The 21573-nt window shown below is 64.5% G+C and carries 22 protein-coding genes and 1 tRNA gene; 17 read left to right on the top strand and 6 right to left on the bottom strand.

The window, feature by feature from the left end; genetic code table 11:
* Window positions 1-87: 87 nt before the first annotated feature.
* The 3 genes from PVW46_RS20235 to PVW46_RS20225 are packed head-to-tail and all read left to right on the top strand — an operon-like array spanning window position 88 to window position 2602.
* Window positions 88-831 carry a 5-oxoprolinase subunit B family protein gene (locus PVW46_RS20235; RefSeq protein WP_069209033.1) on the top strand — a complete coding sequence of 248 codons (744 nt, stop codon included), beginning with the start codon at window positions 88-90 and terminating at the stop codon, window positions 829-831.
* The gene (locus tag PVW46_RS20230) at window positions 828-1829 is read left to right on the top strand and encodes a 5-oxoprolinase subunit C family protein (RefSeq protein WP_069209014.1); all 1002 of its coding nucleotides are present in this window, start codon (window positions 828-830) and stop codon (window positions 1827-1829) included. The genes PVW46_RS20235 and PVW46_RS20230 overlap by 4 nt, the downstream gene beginning before the upstream one ends.
* Window positions 1826-2602: a LamB/YcsF family protein gene (locus PVW46_RS20225; RefSeq protein WP_043138193.1), complete on the top strand. Its 777-nt coding sequence runs from the start codon at window positions 1826-1828 to the stop codon at window positions 2600-2602. The genes PVW46_RS20230 and PVW46_RS20225 overlap by 4 nt, the downstream gene beginning before the upstream one ends.
* A 14-nt stretch (window positions 2603-2616) precedes the next feature.
* On the opposite strand, the gene PVW46_RS20220 is transcribed toward PVW46_RS20225, so the two are convergent.
* Window positions 2617-3612, bottom strand: coding sequence for a zinc ABC transporter substrate-binding protein (locus PVW46_RS20220; RefSeq protein WP_069209015.1), 996 nt, complete (start codon window positions 3610-3612; stop codon window positions 2617-2619).
* 97 nt (window positions 3613-3709) lie between these two features.
* On the opposite strand from PVW46_RS20220, the gene PVW46_RS20215 reads away from it, so the two are divergent.
* From PVW46_RS20215 to PVW46_RS20200, 4 genes are all read left to right on the top strand, one after another.
* Entirely contained in the window at window positions 3710-4189 is a 480-nt protein-coding gene (locus PVW46_RS20215; RefSeq protein WP_043138190.1) for a transcriptional repressor, read from the top strand.
* Between the two features lie 41 nt (window positions 4190-4230).
* The gene (locus tag PVW46_RS20210) at window positions 4231-4929 is read left to right on the top strand and encodes an ATP-binding cassette domain-containing protein (RefSeq protein ID WP_069209034.1); all 699 of its coding nucleotides are present in this window, start codon (window positions 4231-4233) and stop codon (window positions 4927-4929) included.
* Window positions 4919-5719 carry a metal ABC transporter permease gene (locus tag PVW46_RS20205; protein ID WP_069209016.1) on the top strand — a complete coding sequence of 267 codons (801 nt, stop codon included), beginning with the start codon at window positions 4919-4921 and terminating at the stop codon, window positions 5717-5719. Before PVW46_RS20210 ends, PVW46_RS20205 begins: the two co-directional genes overlap by 11 nt.
* A 132-nt stretch (window positions 5720-5851) precedes the next feature.
* Window positions 5852-7213, top strand: a complete 1362-nt coding sequence (locus PVW46_RS20200; protein WP_338020537.1) for a hypothetical protein — start codon at window positions 5852-5854, stop codon at window positions 7211-7213.
* Here the strand turns inward: PVW46_RS20200 and PVW46_RS20195 are convergent.
* Window positions 7192-7662 carry an NUDIX hydrolase gene (locus PVW46_RS20195; RefSeq protein WP_083242243.1) on the bottom strand — a complete coding sequence of 157 codons (471 nt, stop codon included), beginning with the start codon at window positions 7660-7662 and terminating at the stop codon, window positions 7192-7194. The two genes, PVW46_RS20200 and PVW46_RS20195, sit on opposite strands and share 22 nt — an antisense overlap.
* Window positions 7663-8167: 505 nt before the next feature.
* On the opposite strand from PVW46_RS20195, the gene PVW46_RS20190 reads away from it, so the two are divergent.
* The 3 genes from PVW46_RS20190 (at window position 8168) to PVW46_RS20180 (ending at window position 12907) form a co-directional block, all read left to right on the top strand.
* Window positions 8168-9925, top strand: a complete 1758-nt coding sequence (locus PVW46_RS20190) for an AAA family ATPase (protein WP_069209018.1) — start codon at window positions 8168-8170, stop codon at window positions 9923-9925.
* Between the two features lie 205 nt (window positions 9926-10130).
* Window positions 10131-10799 carry a recombinase family protein gene (locus PVW46_RS20185; RefSeq protein ID WP_069209019.1) on the top strand — a complete coding sequence of 223 codons (669 nt, stop codon included), beginning with the start codon at window positions 10131-10133 and terminating at the stop codon, window positions 10797-10799.
* Between the two features lie 1895 nt (window positions 10800-12694).
* Window positions 12695-12907, top strand: a complete 213-nt coding sequence (locus tag PVW46_RS20180; protein ID WP_139132277.1) for a hypothetical protein — start codon at window positions 12695-12697, stop codon at window positions 12905-12907.
* Here PVW46_RS20180 and PVW46_RS20175 read toward each other — a convergent pair.
* Both PVW46_RS20175 and PVW46_RS20170 read right to left on the bottom strand, forming a co-directional pair.
* Window positions 12904-14535, bottom strand: a complete 1632-nt coding sequence (locus PVW46_RS20175; RefSeq protein ID WP_069209020.1) for a site-specific integrase — start codon at window positions 14533-14535, stop codon at window positions 12904-12906. The genes PVW46_RS20180 and PVW46_RS20175 overlap by 4 nt on opposite strands.
* Before the next feature lie 65 nt (window positions 14536-14600).
* Window positions 14601-14684, bottom strand: a tRNA-Tyr gene (locus PVW46_RS20170).
* A gap of 132 nt (window positions 14685-14816) precedes the next feature.
* Between PVW46_RS20170 and rlmB the strand changes: the two genes are divergently transcribed.
* From rlmB to PVW46_RS20135, 7 genes are all read left to right on the top strand, one after another.
* Complete coding sequence (gene rlmB / locus PVW46_RS20165; RefSeq protein WP_069211108.1) at window positions 14817-15593, top strand: 23S rRNA (guanosine(2251)-2'-O)-methyltransferase RlmB; 777 nt, start codon at window positions 14817-14819, stop codon at window positions 15591-15593.
* Window positions 15594-15602: 9 nt separating this feature from the next.
* Window positions 15603-15929, top strand: coding sequence for a hypothetical protein (locus PVW46_RS20160; protein WP_069211109.1), 327 nt, complete (start codon window positions 15603-15605; stop codon window positions 15927-15929).
* 131 nt (window positions 15930-16060) lie between these two features.
* The gene (ribB, locus tag PVW46_RS20155) at window positions 16061-17188 is read left to right on the top strand and encodes a 3,4-dihydroxy-2-butanone-4-phosphate synthase (protein WP_069211110.1); all 1128 of its coding nucleotides are present in this window, start codon (window positions 16061-16063) and stop codon (window positions 17186-17188) included.
* Complete coding sequence (locus tag PVW46_RS20150) at window positions 17188-17739, top strand: 6,7-dimethyl-8-ribityllumazine synthase (protein WP_069211111.1); 552 nt, start codon at window positions 17188-17190, stop codon at window positions 17737-17739. Before ribB ends, PVW46_RS20150 begins: the two co-directional genes overlap by 1 nt.
* Window positions 17736-18209, top strand: a complete 474-nt coding sequence (gene nusB / locus PVW46_RS20145) for a transcription antitermination factor NusB (RefSeq protein WP_043138178.1) — start codon at window positions 17736-17738, stop codon at window positions 18207-18209. Before PVW46_RS20150 ends, nusB begins: the two co-directional genes overlap by 4 nt.
* Before the next feature lie 168 nt (window positions 18210-18377).
* Complete coding sequence (locus PVW46_RS20140) at window positions 18378-18716, top strand: hypothetical protein (protein ID WP_069211112.1); 339 nt, start codon at window positions 18378-18380, stop codon at window positions 18714-18716.
* Between the two features lie 78 nt (window positions 18717-18794).
* Window positions 18795-19127: a hypothetical protein gene (locus PVW46_RS20135; protein ID WP_069211113.1), complete on the top strand. Its 333-nt coding sequence runs from the start codon at window positions 18795-18797 to the stop codon at window positions 19125-19127.
* 286 nt (window positions 19128-19413) lie between these two features.
* Here the strand turns inward: PVW46_RS20135 and PVW46_RS20130 are convergent, their stop codons facing one another.
* Window positions 19414-20151 carry a COG3904 family protein gene (locus tag PVW46_RS20130; RefSeq protein ID WP_069211114.1) on the bottom strand — a complete coding sequence of 246 codons (738 nt, stop codon included), beginning with the start codon at window positions 20149-20151 and terminating at the stop codon, window positions 19414-19416.
* A gap of 25 nt (window positions 20152-20176) precedes the next feature.
* On the bottom strand, window positions 20177-21505 hold the full coding sequence (locus PVW46_RS20125; RefSeq protein WP_274577302.1) for a coiled-coil domain-containing protein: 1329 nt from the start codon (window positions 21503-21505) through the stop codon (window positions 20177-20179).
* Window positions 21506-21573 lie beyond the last annotated feature (68 nt).

The raw sequence follows: 21573 nt of genomic DNA, 5'->3' as shown, positions 1-21573 counted from the left end.
CCGAGGTATTTTCAAAACCAAAGAAGCCGCGGCGCAGTGGACAAGCCGCCTGCCGCATGGTGGTCTCTGGGGGAGGAGCAACGCGACGTGACAAAAGAGCCTTGCACTGACTTTCCACGGGTCGCGCCCATCGGCCTTGACGGCGTGATCGTGCAGTTCGGTCCGGCGCTGTCGGAGCCGGCGAACAGGGCGGCGCTGGCCTTTCGGGCGGCGGTCGAACGCGATCCGCCGGACGGGGTCGAGGAGATTTCGACTTCGCTTGTCTCCACCTACCTGCGGTTCGATCCGCTGTTCCTGTCGCTTGAGGCCCTGAGCGCCGATCTGGAGGCGCGGCTGGCGCATGATGACTGGTACGCGGCGCCCCTGCCCGAGGGACGGCGGCTGTTGCGTATTCCCACGGTCTTTGGCGGCGATTTCGGCCCGCAACTGGGGGAGGCGGCGGAGGCCGCCGGCATGAGCGCGGAGGCGGCGCAGCGGGAGTTGTCGCAGGCGCGGGTGCGGGTGAACGCCATCGGCTTTGCGCCCGGTCAGCCCTACCTGGGTACGCTGCCCGAGGCCTGGGACATCCCGCGCCAGGCAGGGCTGACGCCGCGCGTGCCCGAGGGGGCGTTGGTGGTGGCGATCCGGCAATTCGTGCTGTTCTCTGTGTCCGCGCCGACGGGGTGGCGGCAGGTGGGGCGCACGGCGGCGCCCCTGTTCCGGCCCGAGAGCGAGGCGCCCTTCCTTTTGCGGCCCGGGGACGAGGTGATATTTGACGCCGTCGAGCCCGGGGCCTGGGACCGTTTGTCGGGCGATCCCAAGGGCGGCGTGACGGTGGAGCCTTTGGCATGAGCGTGCTGGAGATCCTGCAGGCCGGGCCGGGCGTGACGGTGCAGGATGACGGGCGACCGGGGTACATGGCGCTGGGCCTGTCGCGGGGCGGGGCGGCGGATCGGCAAGCGCTGGCCGAGGGGGCGGCGCTGTTGCGCCAGCCCGTGGGGACGGCCTTGGAACTGGCGGGGTTCGGCGGACGGTTCCGGGGCGATACGCCTTGCCGGATCGCGCTGACCGGGGCGCCGATGCGCGCCACGCTGGCGGGCGCGCCGCTCGCCTTGAACGCGAGCCACGCCCTGCCTGCCGGGGCGGTGCTGGAGATCGGCGGCGCCCTCGCGGGGGTCTACGGCTACCTGACCGTGGGCGGCGGGGTGGACCTGCCCGAGGACCTCGGCGCGCGGTCGGCGCATCTGAACGCCGGGTTGGGTCGGCTGCTGGAGGCGGGCGACCGCTTGCCGCTTGGCCCCGACACCGGGCGCGAGACGGGGCTGACGCTGGACCCGGTGGACCGGTTCGGCGGCGGTGTGCTGCGGGTGCTGCCGTCCTTGCAGACGGAGATGTTTCCCGAGGAAACGCGGGCGCGGTTCGTCGAGGAGCGATTCACGCGCGACAGCCGGGGCAACCGCATGGGCATCCGCCTGAAACCCGAGGGCGAAGGCTATGGGCTGACCGAGGGGCAGAGCATCGTGTCCGAGGTCATCACGCCCGGGGACATCCAGATCCCGGGCGATGGGGCGCCCTACGTGTTGCTGTATGAATGCCAGACCACCGGGGGCTATCCGCGCATCGGCACGGTGATCCCGGCGGATCTGCCGCGCGTGGCACAGGCGGCGCCGGGGGCGGAGCTGCGGTTCCGCTTCGTGTCGCGGGCCGAGGCGCTGGAGGCCGAGGCGGCGTTCCGGCGCGGGTTGGAAAGTATCCCGGTGCGCCCGCTGGTGCGCGATCCGGCGGATATGCCGGACCTGCTGTCTTATGAATTGATCGACGGCGTGACCGCCGGGGAGGAGCCGACATGACATCCGTGGATCTGAACGCCGATATGGGCGAGAGTTTTGGCCCCTGGGTGATGGGGCAGGACGCCGCCCTGCTGGAGGTCGTCACCAGCGCCAATGTCGCCTGCGGCTTTCACGCCGGGGACTGGGACGTGATGGCCGAGACGATGACGACGGCCAGGGCGCGGGGGGTGGGCATCGGCGCGCATCCCGGGTTCGCCGACCTGCAGGGGTTCGGGCGGCGGCGGATGCACCTGCCCGAGCGATCCCTGCGGCATATGGTGCAGTATCAGCTGGGGGCGGCGTTGGGCATGGCGCGGGCGGTGGGCGCCGAGGTGCGGCACCTGAAATTGCACGGTGCGCTGTCCAACATGACCTCGGAGGACGAGGGGCTGGCCGAGGCCTGTTATGGCGCCGCGTTGGAAGTGGTGCCCGAGATCATCGTGATGGTTCTCGCCGCGACGGCGCAGCAGCGGGTGGTGGAACGGCTGGGCTGTCTCTGGGCGGGCGAGATTTTCGCCGACCGGGCCTATAACGCGGATGCGACGCTGGTGGATCGCAGCCTGCCCGGGGCGGTGCTGCATGATCCGGCAGAGGCGGCGCCGCGGATCGTCAAGATGGTGCAGGCGGGCGCGATCCTGCCCGAGACGGGCGATCCGATCCCGGCGGGGATCGACACGATCTGCCTGCATGGGGATGGGGCGACGGCCCTGCCGATGGCGCGCGCCGTGCGTGGTGCGCTGGAGGCGGCGGGGATCGAGGTCAAGGCCTTCGAAGGGCGGCGCGGGGCCCCGTAGGGCCCCGGCGCGGGTCAGTTGCCGGCGCAGCCTGCGATCCGGGTCGCGGTTTCCAGGATCAACGCCGGATAAAGCGCGGTGCCCTGCGGCAGGTCCGTTCCCAGCGGGTCGAGCTGCACCGAGGGCAGGCCGCTGGCCTTGACCGCCTCCAGCAGGCGCGGGTCCGTGGTGGCTTCGGTCAGGACGCAGGCCGCCCCCTGTTCGGCCAGTCCGTCGCGCAGGGCGGCCAGCCGGGACGGTCCGGGCGTGTTCGCATCCGCATCCGAGATGGCGCCGATGACGGTGAGACCAAAGAACGTCTCGTAGTACTGGTAGGCATCATGGGCGAGGGCGAGCGGGCGGCCAGCGACCGGATCCAGGGCCGCGCGGGCCTGTTCCACGGTTTCTGCGATGGTCCGGGCGCCAGCCTCGGCATTTGCGGTATAGGTGGCGGCGTTCTCGGGGTCCGCCTGTGACAGGGCCTCGGCGATCAGGGTGAGCCAGAGGGTCGCGTTTTCCGGGGACAGCCAGATGTGCGGGTCATGGGCGCCGTGGCCGTCGTGGGCATGATGCTCTTCGGCGTGGTCGTCATGATGGTCATCGTCGTGGTCATCTTCATGTTCGTCGTGTTCGTCGCGATGCTCTTCATGCTCTTCATGCTCGTCATGTTCATGCGGAAAGAGACCGGTGTCACGGAAGGGCAAAAGATGCGTGCCGGGCGCCTCTCCAAGGGGCAGCGAGAGGGCAGAGCCGGCCAGCGCGTCGATCTGCTCTTGCAGTTGTGGTGTCAGGTCCGGCCCGACCCAGACCACCACGTCGGCATCGGACAGAGCACGTCCCTGGCTGGGGCGCAGGGCCATGTGGTGCGGCGAGTCACCGGGAGCCAAAAGCCGTTCCGGCGTGCCAAGATTGCCCAGGACAGTGGCGACGAGGCTTTCGACCGGGCCGATGTCGGTGACGACGCGGGGCACCTCTGCCAGGGCGGTTTGGGGCAGGGCGATGCAGGCGGACAGGAGAAGGGGGCGGAGCATGGAACCTCGGATCGTGTGTGTTATGATATAACGTTCGCGGGCTTGTACGGCAAAACGTTATACCATATCAACCCCAAACCCGAAGGAGAGTCGCGACATGGAAACCAAGGGGTTCGAACATCACGATCACCACCACTGCATCGCCACGTCGCTGCGCACGGCCGAAGAGGCCTGCAAGGCGCAGGGGCTGCAGTTCACGCCGGTGCGTCGCCGGGTGCTGGAGATCCTGCTGGACGAGCACCGGGCGATGGGCGCCTACGACGTGCTGGATGTGCTGCGCAAGGAGGGGCTGGGCTCGCAGCCGCCGGTGGCCTACCGGGCGCTGGATTTCCTTGTGGCCAACGGGTTTGCGCATCGCATCGAGCGGCTGAATGCCTTTGTCGCCTGCGCGGCGCCGGGGGAACGGCATGCGCCCTGTTTCCTGATCTGCCGGGCCTGTTCGGCGGTGGCGGAAACGCCGGGGCGGCGCGCCTCTGACGCGCTGCGGGCCGCTGCCGGGGAGCTGGGGTTCAAGGTCGAACGCGTGGCAATCGAGGCCGAGGGCCTGTGCCCCGCCTGCGTGGAGGCCGGCGCGTGAGCGGCTTGATCGAGGCGCGGGGCCTGACCCTGCGGCACGGCATGCGCGAGGTCCTGCGCGACGTGGATTTTTCGATCGCACCTGGGGAGATCGTTACCGTAGTGGGGCCGAACGGTTCGGGCAAATCGACGTTGCTACGGGCGCTGATCGGGGCGCTCAGACCTTCGCGGGGCAAGGTGACGCGTCAACCTGCGCTGCGGCTGGGCTATGTCCCGCAGGGGCTGCGGCTGGACGGGTCGATGCCGATGACGGTGGCGCGGTTCCTGAACCTGCCGTCGCGGGTCAGCGCGGCGGACTGTGCCAAGGTCCTGGACGATGCCGGGGCAGGCGACCTGGCGGGGCGGCAGATGTCGGACCTGTCGGGCGGTCAGTTCCAGCGGGTCCTGCTGGCGCGAGCGCTGCTGAACGACCCGCAGATCCTGATCTTGGACGAGCCGACAACCGGTCTGGACCAGCCCGGACAGGCCAGTTTCTATCGCCAGATCGAGGCGCTGCGGAACCGCATGGGCTGTGCCGTCCTGATGGTCAGCCATGAATTGCACGTCGTCATGAGCGCAAGCGACCGGGTGATCTGTCTCAACGGTCATGTCTGCTGTGAAGGCCACCCCGAGGTCGTCGCCCAGGCCGAGGAATACCGCGCGCTGTTCGGCACCGGCACGCAGGGTGCGCTGGCGCTCTACCGTCACGAACACACGCACCGTCACGATCACGCGCCGGGAGAGACCTGCAATGCTGGATGATTTCCTGGTCCGCGCGGTGCTGGCGGCAGTGGGTGCGGCGCTGGCGGCGGCCCCTCTGGGGGTCTTCGTGGTCTGGCGGCGCATGGCCTATTTTGGCGACGCGACCTCGCACGCGGCGATCCTGGGGGTGGCGCTGGCGCTGGCCCTGTCGGTGCCTGTCTTTGCCGGGACGCTGGTTGTGGCGCTGTTGGTGGCCTTTGGCGTCGCGCGCCTGACCGGGCGCGGCTATGCCGCGGACATGGTTCTTGGCGTGGCCGCCCACGCGGCGCTGGCGACGGGGCTGGTGGCCGCGAGCTTTCTGTCGGGCCCGCGCCTGAACCTCGAGGCCTATCTGTTCGGAGACATCCTTGCGGTCAGCAAGATGGACCTGGCGGTGATCTGGGGCGGGGGCGCCGCGGTGGCGGCGCTGATCGGCTGGCGCTGGCAGGCGCTGCTATTGTCGACCCTCTCTCCCGACCTGGCGGCTGCCTCAGGCGTGAACCCGGAACGCGAACGGGTGACGCTGATGCTGGCGCTGGCACTTGTGGTGGCGGTGGCGCTGAAGGTCGTGGGCGCACTGCTGATCGCGGCCCTGCTGATCATCCCGGCGGCGGCGGCACGTCCCCTGTCCCGCACGCCCGAGGGGATGCTGGCGGGCGCGGCCACGGTGGGCGTGATCGCCGCGCTGGGCGGGCTCTGGGCAGCGTGGAGCCTTGACACGCCTGCGGGACCGAGCATCGTCTGCGCCGCTGCCATCACCTTTGGCATAAGCGCTCTTGGCGGACGTCTGCTCGGCGGGCACGGCGGCTGATCCCGCCTCGGACCGAATTGCGGCTGTCCCCCCGGGGGCACAGCGGGTAGGAAAGACCCAAGCGAGGGCCTGATAACCGGGAGAGCGGCGATTCCTGAGCGGGGAACAGACAAGGTTGATGCGGCCACCGGCGTGTTGCTGGTGCTGGTCGCCATCGTTGTCACCCTGGACGAATGGGCCTTGCACGGCGCCAATGTGCTGATCCCCTTCCTGGTGGTGGCGCTGGTGGTCCTTCTGGCAGTCAGGGTCGCGCGGTCACGCCAGGCCTTTGTGCTGGCGGCTTTGGTGTTGACCGGCATCGCGATGGCGGTTCTGTCCGACTGGCAGCAGACCGTGCTGCGCGCGCTGGGGTCTGCCGGTTTCATCGCCGCCTTTTTCGCCGCGCTGACCACGCTGCGCAACGTGGCCGAAAGCTCTCCCTCCATCCGCGCCGCAGGCACGTTCCTGGCCGAGCAGCCGCCCGGGCGCCGCTATGCCGCGCTGACGGTGGGCAGCCACCTGTTCGCCCTGTTGCTGAACTACGGGGCGATCTCGTTGCTGGGGAACCTGGCGACGACAAGCGCCGCGCAGGAACCCAATGCCGAGATAAGGCGCCACCGCACGCGCCGGATGCTGCTGGCGATCCAGCGCGGCTTTATCTCGTCGCTTCCCTGGTCGCCGCTGGGGTTCTCGATGGCGATCACCAATGCGCTGATCCCCGGTGCCCGCTGGGCGGCATCGGTGCCCGCCGGATTCGTCAGCGCGGGCATCATCATCGTGACGGGCTGGGCGCTGGACCGGATCTTCAAGCCGAAACTGTCGGTTCCGCCGCCGCCGCGCGGGCCGGTCGACGGGTCATGGGGGCTGATGCGCCCGCTCCTGCTGCTTTTGCTTCTGCTGGGCGTGACGGTATCCGTGCTGCACACCCAGACCGGGTTCCGGATCGTTGGGATCGTGATGCTGGTGGTGCCGCTCTTGTCGCTGGGCTGGGCGCTGGTCCAGCATCGGGGCGGAGCGCTGGATTACGGGATGCGTGACCGGCTGGTGCGCTATGTCACGCAAGAGCTGCCGGGCACCCGGGGCGAGGTCACGCTGTTGATGATGGCGGGCTATATCGGGACCGTGGGTGGCCCGCTGCTGGGCCCCGTGGTGGCCGGGGCGGGCATCGACCTGGCCGCGCTGCCGACCTGGGCGGTGCTGGTGCTGCTGGTCTGGCTGGTGCCGTTCCTGGGGCAACTGGGCATGAACCCGATCCTCGCGGTGACGCTCTTTGCCTCGATCATTCCGGCGCCCGAGGTTCTGGGGGTCACGCCCGCGGCGGTGGTGGCGGCCATTGCCGCGGGCTGGGCCATCAGCGGCATCTGTTCGCCTTTCACTGCGACCACCTTGCTGATCGGGTCCTTTGGAGGCGTCAGCGCCCTGCACGTCGGGACCCGTTGGAACGGGGCCTTTGTCGCCATCGTCGGGGCGTTGTTGTCCGCCTGGGTGGTGATCTACGCCCTGGTCTTCGGCTGATCCGGCCCGTCAGACCTTGGTGCGATCAAGGCGGCTTGCGCGGCAACCTTGGCAACGTCCCGGCTGAGCGCAAACGCGCCAGAGTGCAGGGCGTCCATCGGGAACCAGCGCGCCTCGAGCGCGTCGTCTCCGGCGACCGGATCACCGTCCAGCCATTCGCAGAGCACAGCCACCAGGACGTAGTGATACCGCAAAGTGCCGTCGTCGCCATGATCGAAGGCATCGACCGCAGTAAAGACCTGTTGTGCCTTGGCGCGTATCCCCGTTTCTTCCGCAAGCTCACGCAGCGCGGCGGCGTGGATGGATTCGCCGGGCTCCATCTTGCCCCCCGGAAAGCCCCACCGCCCGGCGTCCGGCGGGTTTCGGCGCCGGACCAGGAGCACATGGTCTTGCTTGAACACCGTCGCGATCGTCGCGACGATGGGTCTGACAGGGGCGATCTGGGTCAAGCTGTAGCACTTCCGATTGAACACGCCGGGCGCCGGCGGCCCGGCCCTGTCTCATCGGTAGTTGCCATGCCGGAAGAGGCCAAGCGATTATCGGGCAAATCGGCACTTGGTCCCAGCCGCGCCCACCAAACAACACCATCGAATTAGGAAGAATGATGGTGGGCGACCTTGGATCGCCTACCATACCGGTAAACCGTTGATTTGGCTGCATACACTCGGTGGGACGATTGCGTTTTGTCCCACAAGTGTGTCTCCTCAAAAGGCCGACTGCGCAACTACTTGATTTTGAGACTTCGGAGTGGATGTATCTTGTCCTCCAAGGTTTCGCCCCTAAGGTGCTGGCAATGTGGATTATTCTCGATAATCTTGGGGTGCCTCCTCTCATTCGGCATCGACGAGGTGCATGCTTTTGTCGCCGAACTATCAGAAATGGCAGACGCACAACCGCACCAGGATGTGACATACACACATCAATCCCTAGTCATGAGTTATACTGGACAGCGACATGCCAACTTATCTCAACGCTATAGCATTGCAGTACTACAAGGGGATCGGCCCAGAGGTGCAATATGTTGCACCGTTTTCGGAGATGAACTTTTTCATCGGAGCCAACAACGCTGGCAAGTCCATCATCCTGAACTTCCTCCAAGAGCGTCTTCCCTTCGCGGAAGGTACTACGGCCGGAGGCTTAGGGGCCTCTACTGTAGATGCCTACCGCGGGGCAACTACAGGCAGTTATATGGCGGCAGTTGGACGCCCAGCGGCTGAGTTGGTGTCGAAGTTGAAGCCCCGCCTTTCGGCAGTCCCGCTAGGTGCGACGAACCGATTGGACTGTCTGGCTGAGATCGCACAGCAGCTGAGTTGTGAGGGCCACCTATGGATTCGCCCTCCGGGTGATGGGGTATCTTCAACGTTCTTTCCAGAACCAGACATCGAGAACGCCTCGGCTTGGGTGCCTGATAGAGCATGGCTTGAACTGTGGAGTGCCCTCACAGGACAAATTCGCGGCGGGCTGACGCAACATTGGGTGCCGGAGACGTTAAGGGTTATACTCGGTGCTGCCCAGATGAAGTTCCCAGAGTGCATGCTGATACCAGCCAAGCGGCAACTTGGTCCAAAGGGTGAGGCTTTTGGAGACCTTACAGGTAAGGGGCTAATCGACCACCTCGCTGAGTTGCAAAATCCAGACCATCACGAGCGGGAGCGGAAAGAGATCTTCGATCAGATCAATGAGTTCGTTCGTACCGTCACTGGCAAGCCAGATGCCGCACTAGAGGTGCCAAGCGGCAGACAACACCTTCTGGTCCACATAGACAACAAAGTGCTTCCCCTCTCCTCGCTAGGTACTGGTATCCATGAGGTCATCCTAATAGCGGCGTTCTGTACGATCCACCAAGAGAAGATCATGTGCATCGAGGAGCCCGAAATACACCTGCACCCCGTATTGCAACGCAAGTTGGTCAGATATCTCCAGAAGAACACGACCAACCAGTACTTCATTGCAACACACTCTCCAGCGTTTATCGACACGCCGGGGGCAACGGTTTTTCACGTGCACAATGACGGCAGCCAGACCCGCGTCAATGCAGCCATACTCAAAGCAGACCAGCGCCGTGTCGTCGATGAACTCGGATACCGGGCGTCCGACATTGTTCAGGCAAATGCCGTTGTGTGGGTGGAAGGGCCGTCAGACCGAATATACATCCGGCATTGGCTACAAGACGTGGCTCCCGAACTGGTGGAAGGCATTCACTACAGCATCCTGTTCTATGGTGGAGGCTTGATCAGTCACCTTAGCGCAGATGACGAGGCGATAGGCGAGTTTATCCGGCTGCGCCAATTGAACCGCAACCTCGCCATTGTGATAGACAGCGACAAGAGCAGCCCTCGTGCTCCACTTAAACCGGCTGCCCAGCGGCTCAAGGACGAGATGAGTGACAGCGGCAGTGTGGTATGGATCACCGAAGGCAGAGAGATCGAGAACTACGTGAAGCCAGCAGTTCTTCATGATGCGCTAAGGGCCTGCCACCCGAACATCTACCACGAACAGGATAAGGTGGGCCTATTCGACCACGCATTCTACTTCATCAGGAAGCGGGCCAAGAAGTCCGAAGATAGGGTCTTCACCAAAGGGGATAAAGTTGGCGCGGCACTGTTGGTTTGCGAGCAGCCTGCCGACCTAAGCGTGCTCGACTTGAAGGCCCGCATTGAAGAGTTGACCGCAATGATCCGTCGCGCGAACGACCTGCCGGAGGGCGATTAACCTACTCAGGCGCGGACGAAAAATACTGACGAATTTTTTCGAGGGGGCATCTAGTGTCGCTCATGAGCCGAGGTTCCCCCATACCCCACCACCTGCACCGAACCTCCGTCTCTGGCGGGCTTGATACAGGCACAACCATCTTTGACATTTGCAACAAATCCGGCGATCCTCTGGAAGACAGCAGTCACAGAGCGGAGCGTGGTGGATGCAAGAGTACGTAGTTTATAGGCGCGTGAGCACCCAGGAACAGGGGCGCAGTGGCTTGGGCTTGGAGGCGCAGGATAGGGACATCGCGTTGTTCCTAGAGCGTTTCAACCCGGAACCGTTCGCAGTGGTTGCGACCTTCACGGACGTTCTGAGCGGCACGGACAACGACAGGCCCGAACTCGCGGAGGCTCTTGGGGTCTGCCGGAAGACGGGGGCCACTCTCTTGGTGAGCAAGCTGGACAGGTTGTCCCGGAAGGTCTCGACCATCGCCACGCTGATGGAAGACAAGCGGGTAAACTTCCGTGTCGCTCAGATGCCGAACGCGGACAAGTTTCAACTGCACATCTACGCCGCGCTTGCCGAACAGGAGCGGGAGTTCATCTCAGCCCGGACCAAGGCTGCGCTTGCCGAGGCAAAGGCGAGGGGCACCCGGTTGGGTGGATTGAGGGACAAGACCATGCGGCGCAATGCTGCGATACAGGCAAACGCAGCGGCACGGGCGGAGAAGGTCGCAGGTATTGTTCTGCCGCTTCGGGACGCAGGGAAGCCGCTTAGGGAGATAGCCGACCATTTGAACCGGGCGGGCGTTCAGACGGCACGCGGCGGACAGTGGCAGGCATCGCAGGTCAAGCGCGTTCTGGATCGTCTGAGTCGCGCACCGCAGTAATTGTAGCGGAAGGCAGGGAGACTGCTGCCTGAGTTTTCGGGCCGTACAGCGTCCTTGTGGGGCCGGGGTGGCTGTTGGGCGGGTATCTGGCTTTTGGCCGTTCTACGGGCCGCACAAGGCCTCTACGGTGCCTTTCTGATCTACCGGGCAGGCCAGCATTGCCTGTCCTGGTTATGCGACAGGCCCGACAGCGCAGGCGTCAGCCTTGGGGGCATCTATTTGCTTTGCTGTAAGCGCCCTGACGCTAGTTAGCACCACTTCTGATCCCTCATCTCAAAGACAGATATCCGCGCATCTGTTTCAGTAGATATATGTTAATCTGAATGCATCGTCGCCAACTAGCGTCACTCTTAATCCTCCATCTCAAAGACAGATAACCTTTCATCTGTTTCAGTAGATATATCTGGATATCAATACAAGTTACCACTCCCGGACATGTTAGGGCAGCATAATACGGCGCATCACACAATTGGCAGGCTTCTGGTGTGATACCCATGTGCTCTCAAGTGTATAATTTAGTAGTATGCCATCAGATGAAATAAATGGTGGGGAACATAGCATCCCTTGAATTGGTGCACTCATTTATCACTGCTCGGTATTAGATCGCTGAGGGAACTGAGGTGGAGATAAGTATACTTGTGGCTACCGGAGTTTGGCATACTCCGCCTCCATAACTCCCTGCGCTAGTCATATTATCGGAGTGACGTGTATTTCTCGAGGGTTGAGACTGCGTTGAACTGGACCGAGTTTACTGTAGACCTATTGCGATACGGATATGCCATGCTTGCTGTTGAAGTGTTTGTTATTGCCGTGAGAGTAATTATTTACTTTCAAACCTCTAGGTTGATGATTGCTGAGTTCTGGTATTGGGTATTGTAGCTGCCAACCGTAGGGTATATCAGAACGTGGTGGACCTAACGGCTGACACCTAACCCGCTGCTCATCATCGGTTTGCGCTTTCCTACCCGCGTATCTCTCAGGCTGCGTGGAGAGGTCAGTATTCGATGAGGAGCACTTGCGAAATGGAGCAGTGTTATGTCTGATATTGTTGCGCCCTACGTTCGAAAGGTGCATTCGCCGAGGCACAAGCCAATATGGCAGTTCGAGCGAAAAGGCCACCGTATCCATCTCCCCCGGGATATGGCTGAGCCTTGGTATTCTCGGGAGTATGCTGAGGCGCTAATTCACTCCGGGCTTCGGAACTTGCAGGCCCGCCGGGTCCTTGAGGGCTTGCCATTTTCCCTGGCTGCCGGATTGCTGGCATGGCGGAAGTCGGCGCGGTTCCGGGCCTACTCTGCGGCCCATCGAACGCGGCTGGATATGGCCTCAGAACGCTTGTGCGAGCGGCTAGGGTGGGTAGACCTGCGGGACATGGACCAAGCCACTGTGGCGAGTGTCTTGCCCAGTGGGCGGCGCCCTGCTGAGGCCAGCTTGACTGTGCTACGGGCCGTTTTTGCCGCCGCTGGGCAGATTGCCGATAACCTCGCGTTACGCGTGCCTCCTCCCCCTGCGAAGCGCCCCCACCCGGAGGGAAGTTCGGAAGGCTTGGGGCGGTTGTTGGACGTGCTCCCTGCGGTCTCACCTGAGCGCGTGGCGCTGTTGCTGATGGTATACACGGGGACGAACCTCGCCAGCGCCATGTGGATTGTTCCCAAAGACCCTTGCATCCCCCCGGCAGTTTGGCGCGCCTCTGGCTTGGTCAGGGAACTTCCCCAGGCGGGTAGTTGCACCCTTCCGTATGTAAGGTCCGCACAAGGGGGCAGGATCGCCCGACAGGCTGTCGAGGAACGACTTTCAAACGCCGCAGCACTTGCCGGAGTCCCGACCCCAAGTCGCGCATCACTAAGTGGCCTCTATGTGGACAGAGTGGCTGAAACAATCGTGGGGGCGTCCTGATGGCTGACAATCAGAGTGACGCCCCCACCAAAGTCAAACGGCGCTATATTCCATCTGTTGAGCGCATCGAGGCGACCATAGAAGCAGGCCGCAGACATGGCTTGGCAGTCGCCTCGGTTAGCCACTATCCTGACGGACGCTGTGAAATCCATTTTGGAGGTAACATTGATGCCACGAGGAAGAAAAAAGGCTACGGGTGGGAAGACATCTAGAAGTCGAACCTGTTTATCGCGTCCCGGAGTTGAGACGGCAGGTAGCCCGCCTGAAAGTACGTGCCCAGTGTCACACCCGTTTGGCTGTGCCCGACCAGCGCCTTGATAACAGGTTCTTCAACATCGGTTTGGGCCAGCCTAGTCACCATCGTATGGCGTAGGCAGTGATAAGTGAGACCCTGCCTATCTAGCCCGAGTTCGGCCAAGAAACGGTCATTGAACCAGCGCCCAGCGTTGCGACCGTATCCATTCTGCGCAGTGTATGTGAGGCCGGGGAAAAGGCGAGAGTGCCCAGCGGCTTTCTGGGCTTCGTAGAAGTCGAGAAAGCCGCATGCCTTGAGCCTGTCATGAACAGGAACACGGCGCTTCGATGATGCGTTCTTGAGGCGCTTGTTGCCCTCACCGTCCGGCGTCACGTTGATGCACCACACGTCGCCCTGCAACTCTATGTCCCGTACCTCTAGCTGAGCGACTTCGTTTAGCCGCATGCCGGTGAACATGCCGATGAGCGCCGGCCACTTATGCACCTCCTTGCGCACTAGCGCGCTGTCCGGATCTGTGAGGTGCAAGAACATGAGACGCAGTTGATCCGCTGAAAATGCCTCCCGGCCTTCACCCCCACCCTTGGCCTTGGGCTTGATGCGCATACCATGAAACAGGTTGTCGGAAGCGTAGCCATTGTTCACCGCCCAGCCGAAAAAATGCTGCATGTTGCCAAGGTAGACATTCATTGTGCGCGCCGAGATGCGTTGAACGCCCGGCAACTCCAGCGCCTCACTGAGTGGCAAGTCTCTTGTCTTCGGGTTCTTGCTGCGGTTCTTGGGTAACTTGAACAGTGCGTCCTTTACCTGCTGGGCATCGACCTTTTTCATATGGGCAGGGGGTTTGTCGCCAGTGAGTTCCGCCATGAGCGCCAGTGCGTCCTGTTTCTCGCCCCTAGTCTTCGTCGCTAGTGCGCCTGTTCTGTCGATTTCATCGAAGTAGCGCGACAGCACATCCGCAAGGGGCAGGGCGTCCGGTTCAACGGTGTTGTGTGCAACTCTTGTTTCACGCTCTGCGGGTGCCGAGGCTGGTGCCTGTTCGATAGTCAGCGTGTCGAACTCCGCTGTGTGCTCAACAGCACGTGCGACGTATTCCCGGTAGCCCTTCTGCAACTCTGCCAGCAACAAACTGCGCGCCCGGCCCTCGGGCTCCGGCGCTATGCCGCGCGCCGCACAGAATGCCCGCAGGAGCCCATCTGCACCGTCTTTATGCGTAAGGGGCGCCCAATCGGCAGTCGCGCTCTCAGACAGCGCCAAACCCGCTCTCAGCGCGTCCAGGGCCATTCCTGTTGCAGGGCCGCTGTCGGCGCTCCGATCCCGGAAGTCCCGAAGCATCTGGCCGAAGTGTTCGCGCACGTGCCCGCGTATCTCGTCGTATCTCATGGACGGCAGATTTGGCTGCGCCAGCAGCGATTGTCCAGCCAGGGCGAGGAGCCGCGATAGCTGGCGGGCTTCCTCGGGCTGGCGCGTCTTGAGCGACACCTTGAGGTGTGTGCGTTGCTGGGCCGGATGAAGGCGCGGCGGCAGGGGGAAGCGGAAGTAGAAGATGCCGTGCCTTGAGGTACAGAGATAGGCCGCTAGGCGCATGGTGTGTCCCACCTTTGTGGCCCACCTGACGATTGCGCTACCTAAGTCACTGGTTTTGTGGAAAATGGTGGGCGACCTTGGAATCGAACCAAGCGTGCGTCTCCGCGAGGGAGTTACAGTCCCCTGCCACACCTTGCGGCCTGTCGCCCACCGAGCGCCGGTCGCTGCCGGCGTGGGGGGCTGATTACAACCGCCCAAAATCCGCGTCAACAGGAAATTCCCTTGGCAAAGGCCCTTCTTGGATGCAAAGCCTGTCACCTCAGGACACGGGGGCATCGGCGATGGCAAAGAAACCGAAATGGGTGATCGAGAAGGAGCAGGCGAAACGCGCTTCGGCGGCGGAAACCGTCTGGCTTTTCGGGCTGCACGCGGTGCGTGACGCCCTGATGAACCCCCGGCGCGACAAGCTGCGGCTGATCCTGACGCCCAATGCCGCCGAGAAACTGACCGATGCGGTCGAAGCCTCTGGCATGACGCCCGAAATCCACGATCCGCGCAAGTTCGGCGCGCCGCTGGATCCCGGGTCCGTGCACCAGGGCGCGGCGCTTGAGGTCAAGCCGCTGGACTGGGGGCGGCTGGAAGACGTGGCGCTTTCGGGCGAGGGGACTTTGCGGCTGGTTCTGCTGGACCGCGTCACCGATCCGCACAACGTGGGTGCGATTCTGCGCTCGGCCGAGGTGTTCGGGGCGCAGGCGGTGATCGGCACCCGTCACCATGCGGCGCCGGAAACCGGCGCCCTGGCGAAGACCGCAAGCGGGGCGTTGGAGCGCCAGCCCTACCTGCGCGAGCGCAACCTGGCCGATACGATCGTCGCGTTGCAGAAGATGGGATACCTGGTGCTGGGCCTGGACGGCGAGGCGGAACAGACCATCGAAGAGGCGCTGGAGGGCCGGCGGGATGTGCCTGTCGCGCTGGTGCTGGGGGCAGAGGGGCCGGGGCTGCGGCCCAAGACCAAGGAGACGGTCGACGCGCTGGTGCGGATCGATTTCGCGCGCGACTTCGGCTCTCTGAACGTCTCGAACGCTGCGGCGGTTGCGCTTTACGCGGCGCGTGCCTAACTGCGCTGAATGCCAACCACCAAGATTGCCACCTGTTGTTACTGCGGCACCCGTGCCGCGCTGCGCCTGGAAGGAGAGCGGCGTCACGAACTGGCCTGTTCCGGCTGCGGGGCGCCGCTGCACAACCTGAAATCCCTGCGCGTCGATGCCGTCGACCCCGAGGCGCACCGCCCGCCCCGCAAGGGCAAGCGCGCGCCCGAGGTCCATGCCTCGCGCCGGGAAACCTGGGAGCCGCCGCTGAAGAAGCCGAAGAGAAAGAAGAAAAAGCGGCGCAAGAGCCCGGCCTACAAACTGTTGAGCGAGGCCTTCGACCTGATCGAAGACATCTTCGACTGAGGGCGCGCGACCGGGACCACCCGGAATGCCCGAGTGTATTTTGAAACCGGCGTTCCGTTCAAGTCCGCTTGCCTCTGGCATTTGGCCCGGGTCTCAAGTATCCCGCCTGAGACTGGCAGGAGGGAGGCCCTATGCCCGATTTCGAAAATCCCGGACCGGTGGAACAGGACTGGTCCAACGCAATTTCCTCGATCGAGGAAATCATCGACGATGCCCGCAACGGGCGCATGTTCGTCCTGGTCGACCATGAAGACCGTGAGAACGAAGGCGACCTGGTGATTCCCGCGCAATGGGCGACGCCCGATGCGGTCAACTTCATGGCGCTTTATGGCCGCGGGCTGATCTGCCTGTCCATGACCTCGGACCGGATCGAGGAACTGGGCCTGTCGCTGATGTCGACGAATAATTCGTCCCGGCATGAAACCGCCTTTACCACCTCGATCGAGGCGCGCGAAGGGGTCACGACGGGCATTTCCGCCGCGGACCGCGCACGGACCATCGCGGTGGCCGTCGATGCTTCGAAGGGCGCGGCGGACATCGCCACGCCGGGCCATGTCTTTCCGCTGCGCGCCCGCAAGGGCGGTGTGCTGGTCCGCGCGGGCCATACCGAGGCGGCGGTCGACATCTCCCGTCTTGCCGGCCTGAACCCGGCGGGTGTGATCTGCGAGATCATGAACGAGGACGGCACGATGGCGCGCCTGCCCGAGCTGGTCGCCTTTGCGCAGCGCCACGGGCTGAAGATCGGCACCATCAGCGACCTGATCGCCTATCGCCGCCGCAACGACAACCTGGTCAAGGTCCGTTCGGAGGCGCCGATCACCTCGGAGTTCGGTGGTGAGTGGACGATGCGGGTCTATACCGACGAGACCCACGGCGACGAGCATATCGTGCTTGTGAAAGGCGATATCTCGACTCCCGATCCGGTGCTGGTGCGGATGCATGCGATGGACCCGCTGCTGGACGTGATCGGCACAGGGCCCAAGGGCCGCGCGCATGAATTCCAGCACGCAATGGAAGAAGTCGCGCGCGAAGGGCGCGGCGTCGTCGTGTTATTGCGCGATACCTCGCAGCATCTGGACGCCAGCGACGAGGTCTCTCCCAAGACGCTGCGGCAATACGGGCTGGGGGCGCAGATCCTGTCCTCGCTGGGCCTGTCCAAGCTGACCTTGCTGACCAATTCGCCCACTCCCAAGGTGGTCGGCCTCGAGGCCTATGGTCTTGAAATCACGGGCACCCGCAAGATCTCGGAGCTGGGCTGATGGCATCGAACGAGACCCACCACACGCTGGACCGGCCGTCGTTCGACAAGCCGGTCAAGGTGCTGATCGTCGTGGCGCCCTACTACAAGGACATCGCCGATCAGCTGGTCGCCGGGGCCGAGGCCGAAATCGAGGCCGTGGGTGGCTGGCACGAGACTATCGAGGTGCCCGGCGCACTGGAAGTGCCCAGTGCCATCGGCATTGCCGGGCGGTTGTCGAATTTCGATGCCTATGTCGCGCTGGGCTGCGTGATCCGGGGGGAGACCACCCATTACGAGACCGTGTGCAACGACAGCTCGCGCGCGCTGACCCTGTTGGGCCTGCAGGGGCTGTGCATCGGCAACGGTATCCTGACGGTGGAAAACTACGAACAGGCCCGCGTGCGGGCCGAGGCAAAAGGTCAGAACAAGGGCGGCGGCGCAGCGGCTGCGGCCTTGCATCTCCTGGCGCTGGAACGTAAGTGGGGCGGCTCTCGCAAGGGAGTGGGATTCGTCCCCTTCGGCGATGAAATCCAGATCGCAGGCACCAGCAAGGACCCCGGCATCGCATGACCAAGCTTTCGGGCAACCAGAAACGCAAGATGCGCAGCGCCTCGCGGCTCTACGCGGTTCAGGCCCTGTTCCAGATGGAACAGTCGGATGCCGGGCTGGACAAGGTGCGGCGCGAGTTTCTGGAGTTCCGGTTCGGTGCCGAACAGATCGACGGCGAAGAGATGATCGACGGGGATGTCGATTTCTTTGCCCGGCTGTTGGAACAGGCGGTCAACTGGCAGGTGAAGATCGACCAGATGACCGACCGGGCGCTGGTGGCGAAATGGCCCATCGCGCGGATCGACCCGACATTGCGGGCGCTGTTCCGCGTTGCGGGGGCCGAGCTGCTGGAGTTCGACACGCCGCCGAAGGTGGCCATTGTCGAATACATGGACGTGGCGAGCGCTTTCTTTCCGGAGGGCAAGGAGGCGCGCTTCGTGAACGCGGTGCTGGACCACATGGCCCGCGAGGCGCGCCCCGAGGCCTTCTGAGCCCGGCCCGCCGGGCGGCCAGTCCGGGCGAGAGCCTTGTACGGTTTGTACGTTTCGTACGCGGATTCCGGCAAAACGTACAAAGGAGTCACGAAGGCTTAACCCTTGTACGGTTGCCTTCTGCACCCCAAGTTGTATTCTGAACCCGGAATGCGAAGGAGTCGCCCCATGCCCAAGCTCATCCGTCTCTACATCCTGCAGGTCCTCGCCGGTTTCGGCCTGTCGGCGGTCTTTGTCGGCGCGCTGTTGTGGTTCAACGTGGCCAACCTCTGGCACCTGATCTCTGGCAGCGACATGGGGGTCGTGGCGGTGCTGATGCTGTTCATGTTCAACGGCATCGTCTTTGCCGGGGTGCAGTTCGCCATCTCGATCATGCGCATGGGGGAAGGGGACGACACCTCGGGCGGCAAGCGTCAGCATGTGCGGTCGCAGGAACCGGCCCCTGTGCGGGTGGCGGCAGAGGCCCCGCGGAACAACCGGGCATTGCGCGGCCTGCTGCGCCGCTGAAGTGTTGACGGCACGGAGCGCCCGGCCTTGCCGGGGGCGACGCGCGCCATACCCTTTCACGTGGAAAGGAAGCCGCAGTTGCCACGTATCATCCGGCTTTACATCACGCAGAGCCTTGTCGGCGCCGGGCTTGCCACGGTTTTCGTGGCGGGCCTGCTGGTGCTGGACGTGGGCAACCTGTGGCACCTGGCGACCCGTACAGCCATCGGGCCCTTTGCGGTGTTGCTGCTTTGGGTGCATTGCGCGGCGGTCTTTGCGGCGGCGCAATTCGCGATTTCGGTCATGCGTCTGGGCGAGCGGGAGACCCCTGCGCCGCCACCGCCAAGCGGGCCGCGACGTCCGCTGCCTGTCGAGGTCACAGGCCGGCGGTCCGGCATCGTGGGCAAGCCGCCTTTCGGACGCCCCGGCTGAGCCATGCGGCTCAGCGGCTCGCCCTCCAGCCTGCTTGCCGGTCCGGTCATGATGGGGAAGCGGCGGGAACCACGCCAACCGTGTGGGTAACGCATTCCCGAGGACCTGTATATACAGGTGGGCGCCAGGTAACGAGACCACGATCCCGCCAGAGCCAGCTCCCTCGGATTTGCTTAAGGCCACCGGAATGTACCCGTCTCACGAGAAGGGCAGAACCCGCCACGCGCAGACCTAAGTTGCGCGGGGGGCCGAGACAAGGGCCTGCGAAGAAATTGTGTCGCCGGCCTCAGGGTGTTTCGGTGACAAGCGCGTAGCGTGCCAGTTCCTCGGGCAGCAGGATGTAGATTTCATCGGGCGGCGTGGCGAGCGCGTGGCGCATGACGCGGGTGTCGACGCCCATGTCGTCGAGATAGCCCATGACCTCTGCCTGGCCGCGCTGGATGTCCTCGACGGCGGTGAAGGCGGGCAGCAGGCTGTTTTCTCCAAAGTAGTGCTGGTGCACCCCGATGGAGGCGGAGGCGGCGGCGCTGCGGGTCTGCCCGCCGGCAAAGAGGTAGGGGCAGGCGGAATAGCAGAATTCGCCCGACAGGACCTGCGTGGCGATGCCCGAGGCGCGCAGGTGGCGGCCAAGGTCGAGCGCGTCACGCACCGAGCCGCCCTCGGACTGCAGCAGAAGGGTTTCGATCGGCGGGTCGGCGCGGTCGATCTGGGGGATCAGGCGTTCGGCGTCGCCCTCGGCGATGGCCCCTTCGAGCCGCCATATTCCCTGGTCGAAGGTCAGGGTCAGCCGGTTGGGCAGTTCGCCGGGATCGCGTTCGGGCGCCACGGCAGGGCGGTCGCGGCGCGGATCGAAGACGCGGCGCTGGTCGCCGGGGCGGACGGGCTCCGACAGGCGCGGGGCGTCTGGCTTGAAGCCGGGCAGCGAGATCGGCCCCTGGCGCATGTCGCCGAGGACCAGCAGGACGCCGATGCCGACCTGGAAGACAAGGACGGCCGACAGGGTGCGGGCGACGGAGCGGTTCATGGCCGGTGTTCCTGCATGGCCGGGGTCATGCGGACTTTCCCTTGAGCGGCGTGACCTCCTCACCCTCGGGGCGCGGGGTGGCGGCGGGCTGGGCGGTGTGTGCGGGGGGTGACGTGGGCGGGCCGGCGACGGCCTCGACCTCGCGCAGGGCGGTGACGGCGGCGCGCAGTTCGGCCAGTGTCAGCGTGTCCTCGACACCGGCGCCCTCGCGGCCCTGGCGGATGGCGGCGTGGGTGATGGCAAGGATGAAGACCAGCACCATCGGAAGCAGGTCGATGGCGATGGCCCCGGCCCAGGAGGGTACGAAGTTGCGCGCGTAGAGGATCACCGCGTCGGCGGCGGACAGCGGCGTGTAGGTGACGTCGGTCGGCGGTTGCAGCGCCTGGACGTTCTGCGCCGCGCGTTCCAGCGTTGCCGCCCGTTGCGCCAGCACCTCCAGCACCGAGGTGATGGTGGCGGACTGGTCGGCCCGGCCCTGCGCCGTGGTGCTGTCCAGTTCTGGCAGCACCACGGATGCGGCAAGGTCCTGTGCCGCGCGTTCAACCAGCGGGGCTACCGACAGCTGGCGCAGCTGGGTGATGAGGCCCTGCAGGCGCACGGCGGCCTCGGAAAACTCGACGCTGCGGGCCTCGACGCTGCCGGGCTCGACGGTCAGGGCGCGCATCCGGCTGAGGATGGTGTTGCCCTCGGTAAAGGCGGTGTCGACCAGCGGCGTCTGTTCGGCGATCTGCGCCTCGAGCGCGGTCAGTTCGGCGGCCTTCTGGCGCAGGACCCGGAAGACGGCGCCGCGCCCGGCAAGGCCCGAAAGCGCGCCCTCGGCCTCGAGGTCGGAAAGATCCTCGAACGATTGGCGGACGCGGGCGACGTCGCGTTCCAGTGCCTGGCCGGTGAGGGCGATCTCATGCGCGCGTTCCAGCGCGGCCTGGTAGTCCTGAACGGTTTCGGCAAGATGCTGTTCGACGGCGGCCGAACCGGCCAGGGCGGCGGCGTTCAGCCAGGAGGACATGGCGACGATGGCCAGACTGCCCAGCCCCATCGCCGCCATCAGCCCGGTGCGGGCGCGGGTGGTGCGGACAGCGGGAAAGAGCCGCAGCATGTAGGACCAGAACACGAAGATTCCCACCGAAACGGCGGTGGAATAGGCGATGGCGGCAAAGACCGACATGGCACCGTTTTCGTCCAGCAGCGAGGACACGCCGAGGTAGGTATAGATCCCCGAGGCGACCGAGAGCACGCCAAGCGCCGTGCCGGAGAAGCTGTCGAGCCACGTCAGGTGGCCTTCGAGTTCGCGCGCGGCGCGCACGCCACGGGCTTCGGCGCGGGTCAGGCGGGTGTCGGTCTGGTCCTGGGACATGCGGGGCCTTGGGTCATCTCTGAGGTTCCGGGCGAGCCTAGTCCTTTCCCCGGCAGAGGGAAGGCGGC

Origin of the sequence: Mameliella sp. AT18 (genome assembly GCF_028807275.1) — a bacterium.
Lineage (GTDB): Bacteria > Pseudomonadota > Alphaproteobacteria > Rhodobacterales > Rhodobacteraceae > Antarctobacter > Antarctobacter albus.
Note: the sequence above shows the minus strand (reverse complement) of the source record. Positions and strands in the feature narration are given on the sequence as shown.

What these genes read in the sequence shown, in the direction of transcription:
- PVW46_RS20225 (WP_043138193.1), top strand. Translation starts at nt 1,826, where the DNA reads ATGACATCCGTGGATCTGAACGCCGATATGGGCGAGAGTTTTGGCCCC.
- PVW46_RS20140 (WP_069211112.1), top strand. Translation starts at nt 18,378, where the DNA reads ATGCCCAAGCTCATCCGTCTCTACATCCTGCAGGTCCTCGCCGGTTTC.
- PVW46_RS20130 (WP_069211114.1), bottom strand. Translation starts at nt 20,151, where the DNA reads ATGAACCGCTCCGTCGCCCGCACCCTGTCGGCCGTCCTTGTCTTCCAG.
- nusB (WP_043138178.1), top strand. Translation starts at nt 17,736, where the DNA reads ATGACCAAGCTTTCGGGCAACCAGAAACGCAAGATGCGCAGCGCCTCG.
- PVW46_RS20160 (WP_069211109.1), top strand. Translation starts at nt 15,603, where the DNA reads ATGCCAACCACCAAGATTGCCACCTGTTGTTACTGCGGCACCCGTGCC.
- PVW46_RS20205 (WP_069209016.1), top strand. Translation starts at nt 4,919, where the DNA reads ATGCTGGATGATTTCCTGGTCCGCGCGGTGCTGGCGGCAGTGGGTGCG.
- PVW46_RS20175 (WP_069209020.1), bottom strand. Translation starts at nt 14,535, where the DNA reads ATGCGCCTAGCGGCCTATCTCTGTACCTCAAGGCACGGCATCTTCTAC.
- PVW46_RS20230 (WP_069209014.1), top strand. Translation starts at nt 828, where the DNA reads ATGAGCGTGCTGGAGATCCTGCAGGCCGGGCCGGGCGTGACGGTGCAG.
- PVW46_RS20190 (WP_069209018.1), top strand. Translation starts at nt 8,168, where the DNA reads ATGCCAACTTATCTCAACGCTATAGCATTGCAGTACTACAAGGGGATC.
- rlmB (WP_069211108.1), top strand. Translation starts at nt 14,817, where the DNA reads ATGGCAAAGAAACCGAAATGGGTGATCGAGAAGGAGCAGGCGAAACGC.
- PVW46_RS20125 (WP_274577302.1), bottom strand. Translation starts at nt 21,505, where the DNA reads ATGTCCCAGGACCAGACCGACACCCGCCTGACCCGCGCCGAAGCCCGT.
- ribB (WP_069211110.1), top strand. Translation starts at nt 16,061, where the DNA reads ATGCCCGATTTCGAAAATCCCGGACCGGTGGAACAGGACTGGTCCAAC.
- PVW46_RS20180 (WP_139132277.1), top strand. Translation starts at nt 12,695, where the DNA reads ATGGCTGACAATCAGAGTGACGCCCCCACCAAAGTCAAACGGCGCTAT.
- PVW46_RS20215 (WP_043138190.1), top strand. Translation starts at nt 3,710, where the DNA reads ATGGAAACCAAGGGGTTCGAACATCACGATCACCACCACTGCATCGCC.
- PVW46_RS20220 (WP_069209015.1), bottom strand. Translation starts at nt 3,612, where the DNA reads ATGCTCCGCCCCCTTCTCCTGTCCGCCTGCATCGCCCTGCCCCAAACC.
- PVW46_RS20150 (WP_069211111.1), top strand. Translation starts at nt 17,188, where the DNA reads ATGGCATCGAACGAGACCCACCACACGCTGGACCGGCCGTCGTTCGAC.
- PVW46_RS20210 (WP_069209034.1), top strand. Translation starts at nt 4,231, where the DNA reads ATGCGCGAGGTCCTGCGCGACGTGGATTTTTCGATCGCACCTGGGGAG.
- PVW46_RS20185 (WP_069209019.1), top strand. Translation starts at nt 10,131, where the DNA reads ATGCAAGAGTACGTAGTTTATAGGCGCGTGAGCACCCAGGAACAGGGG.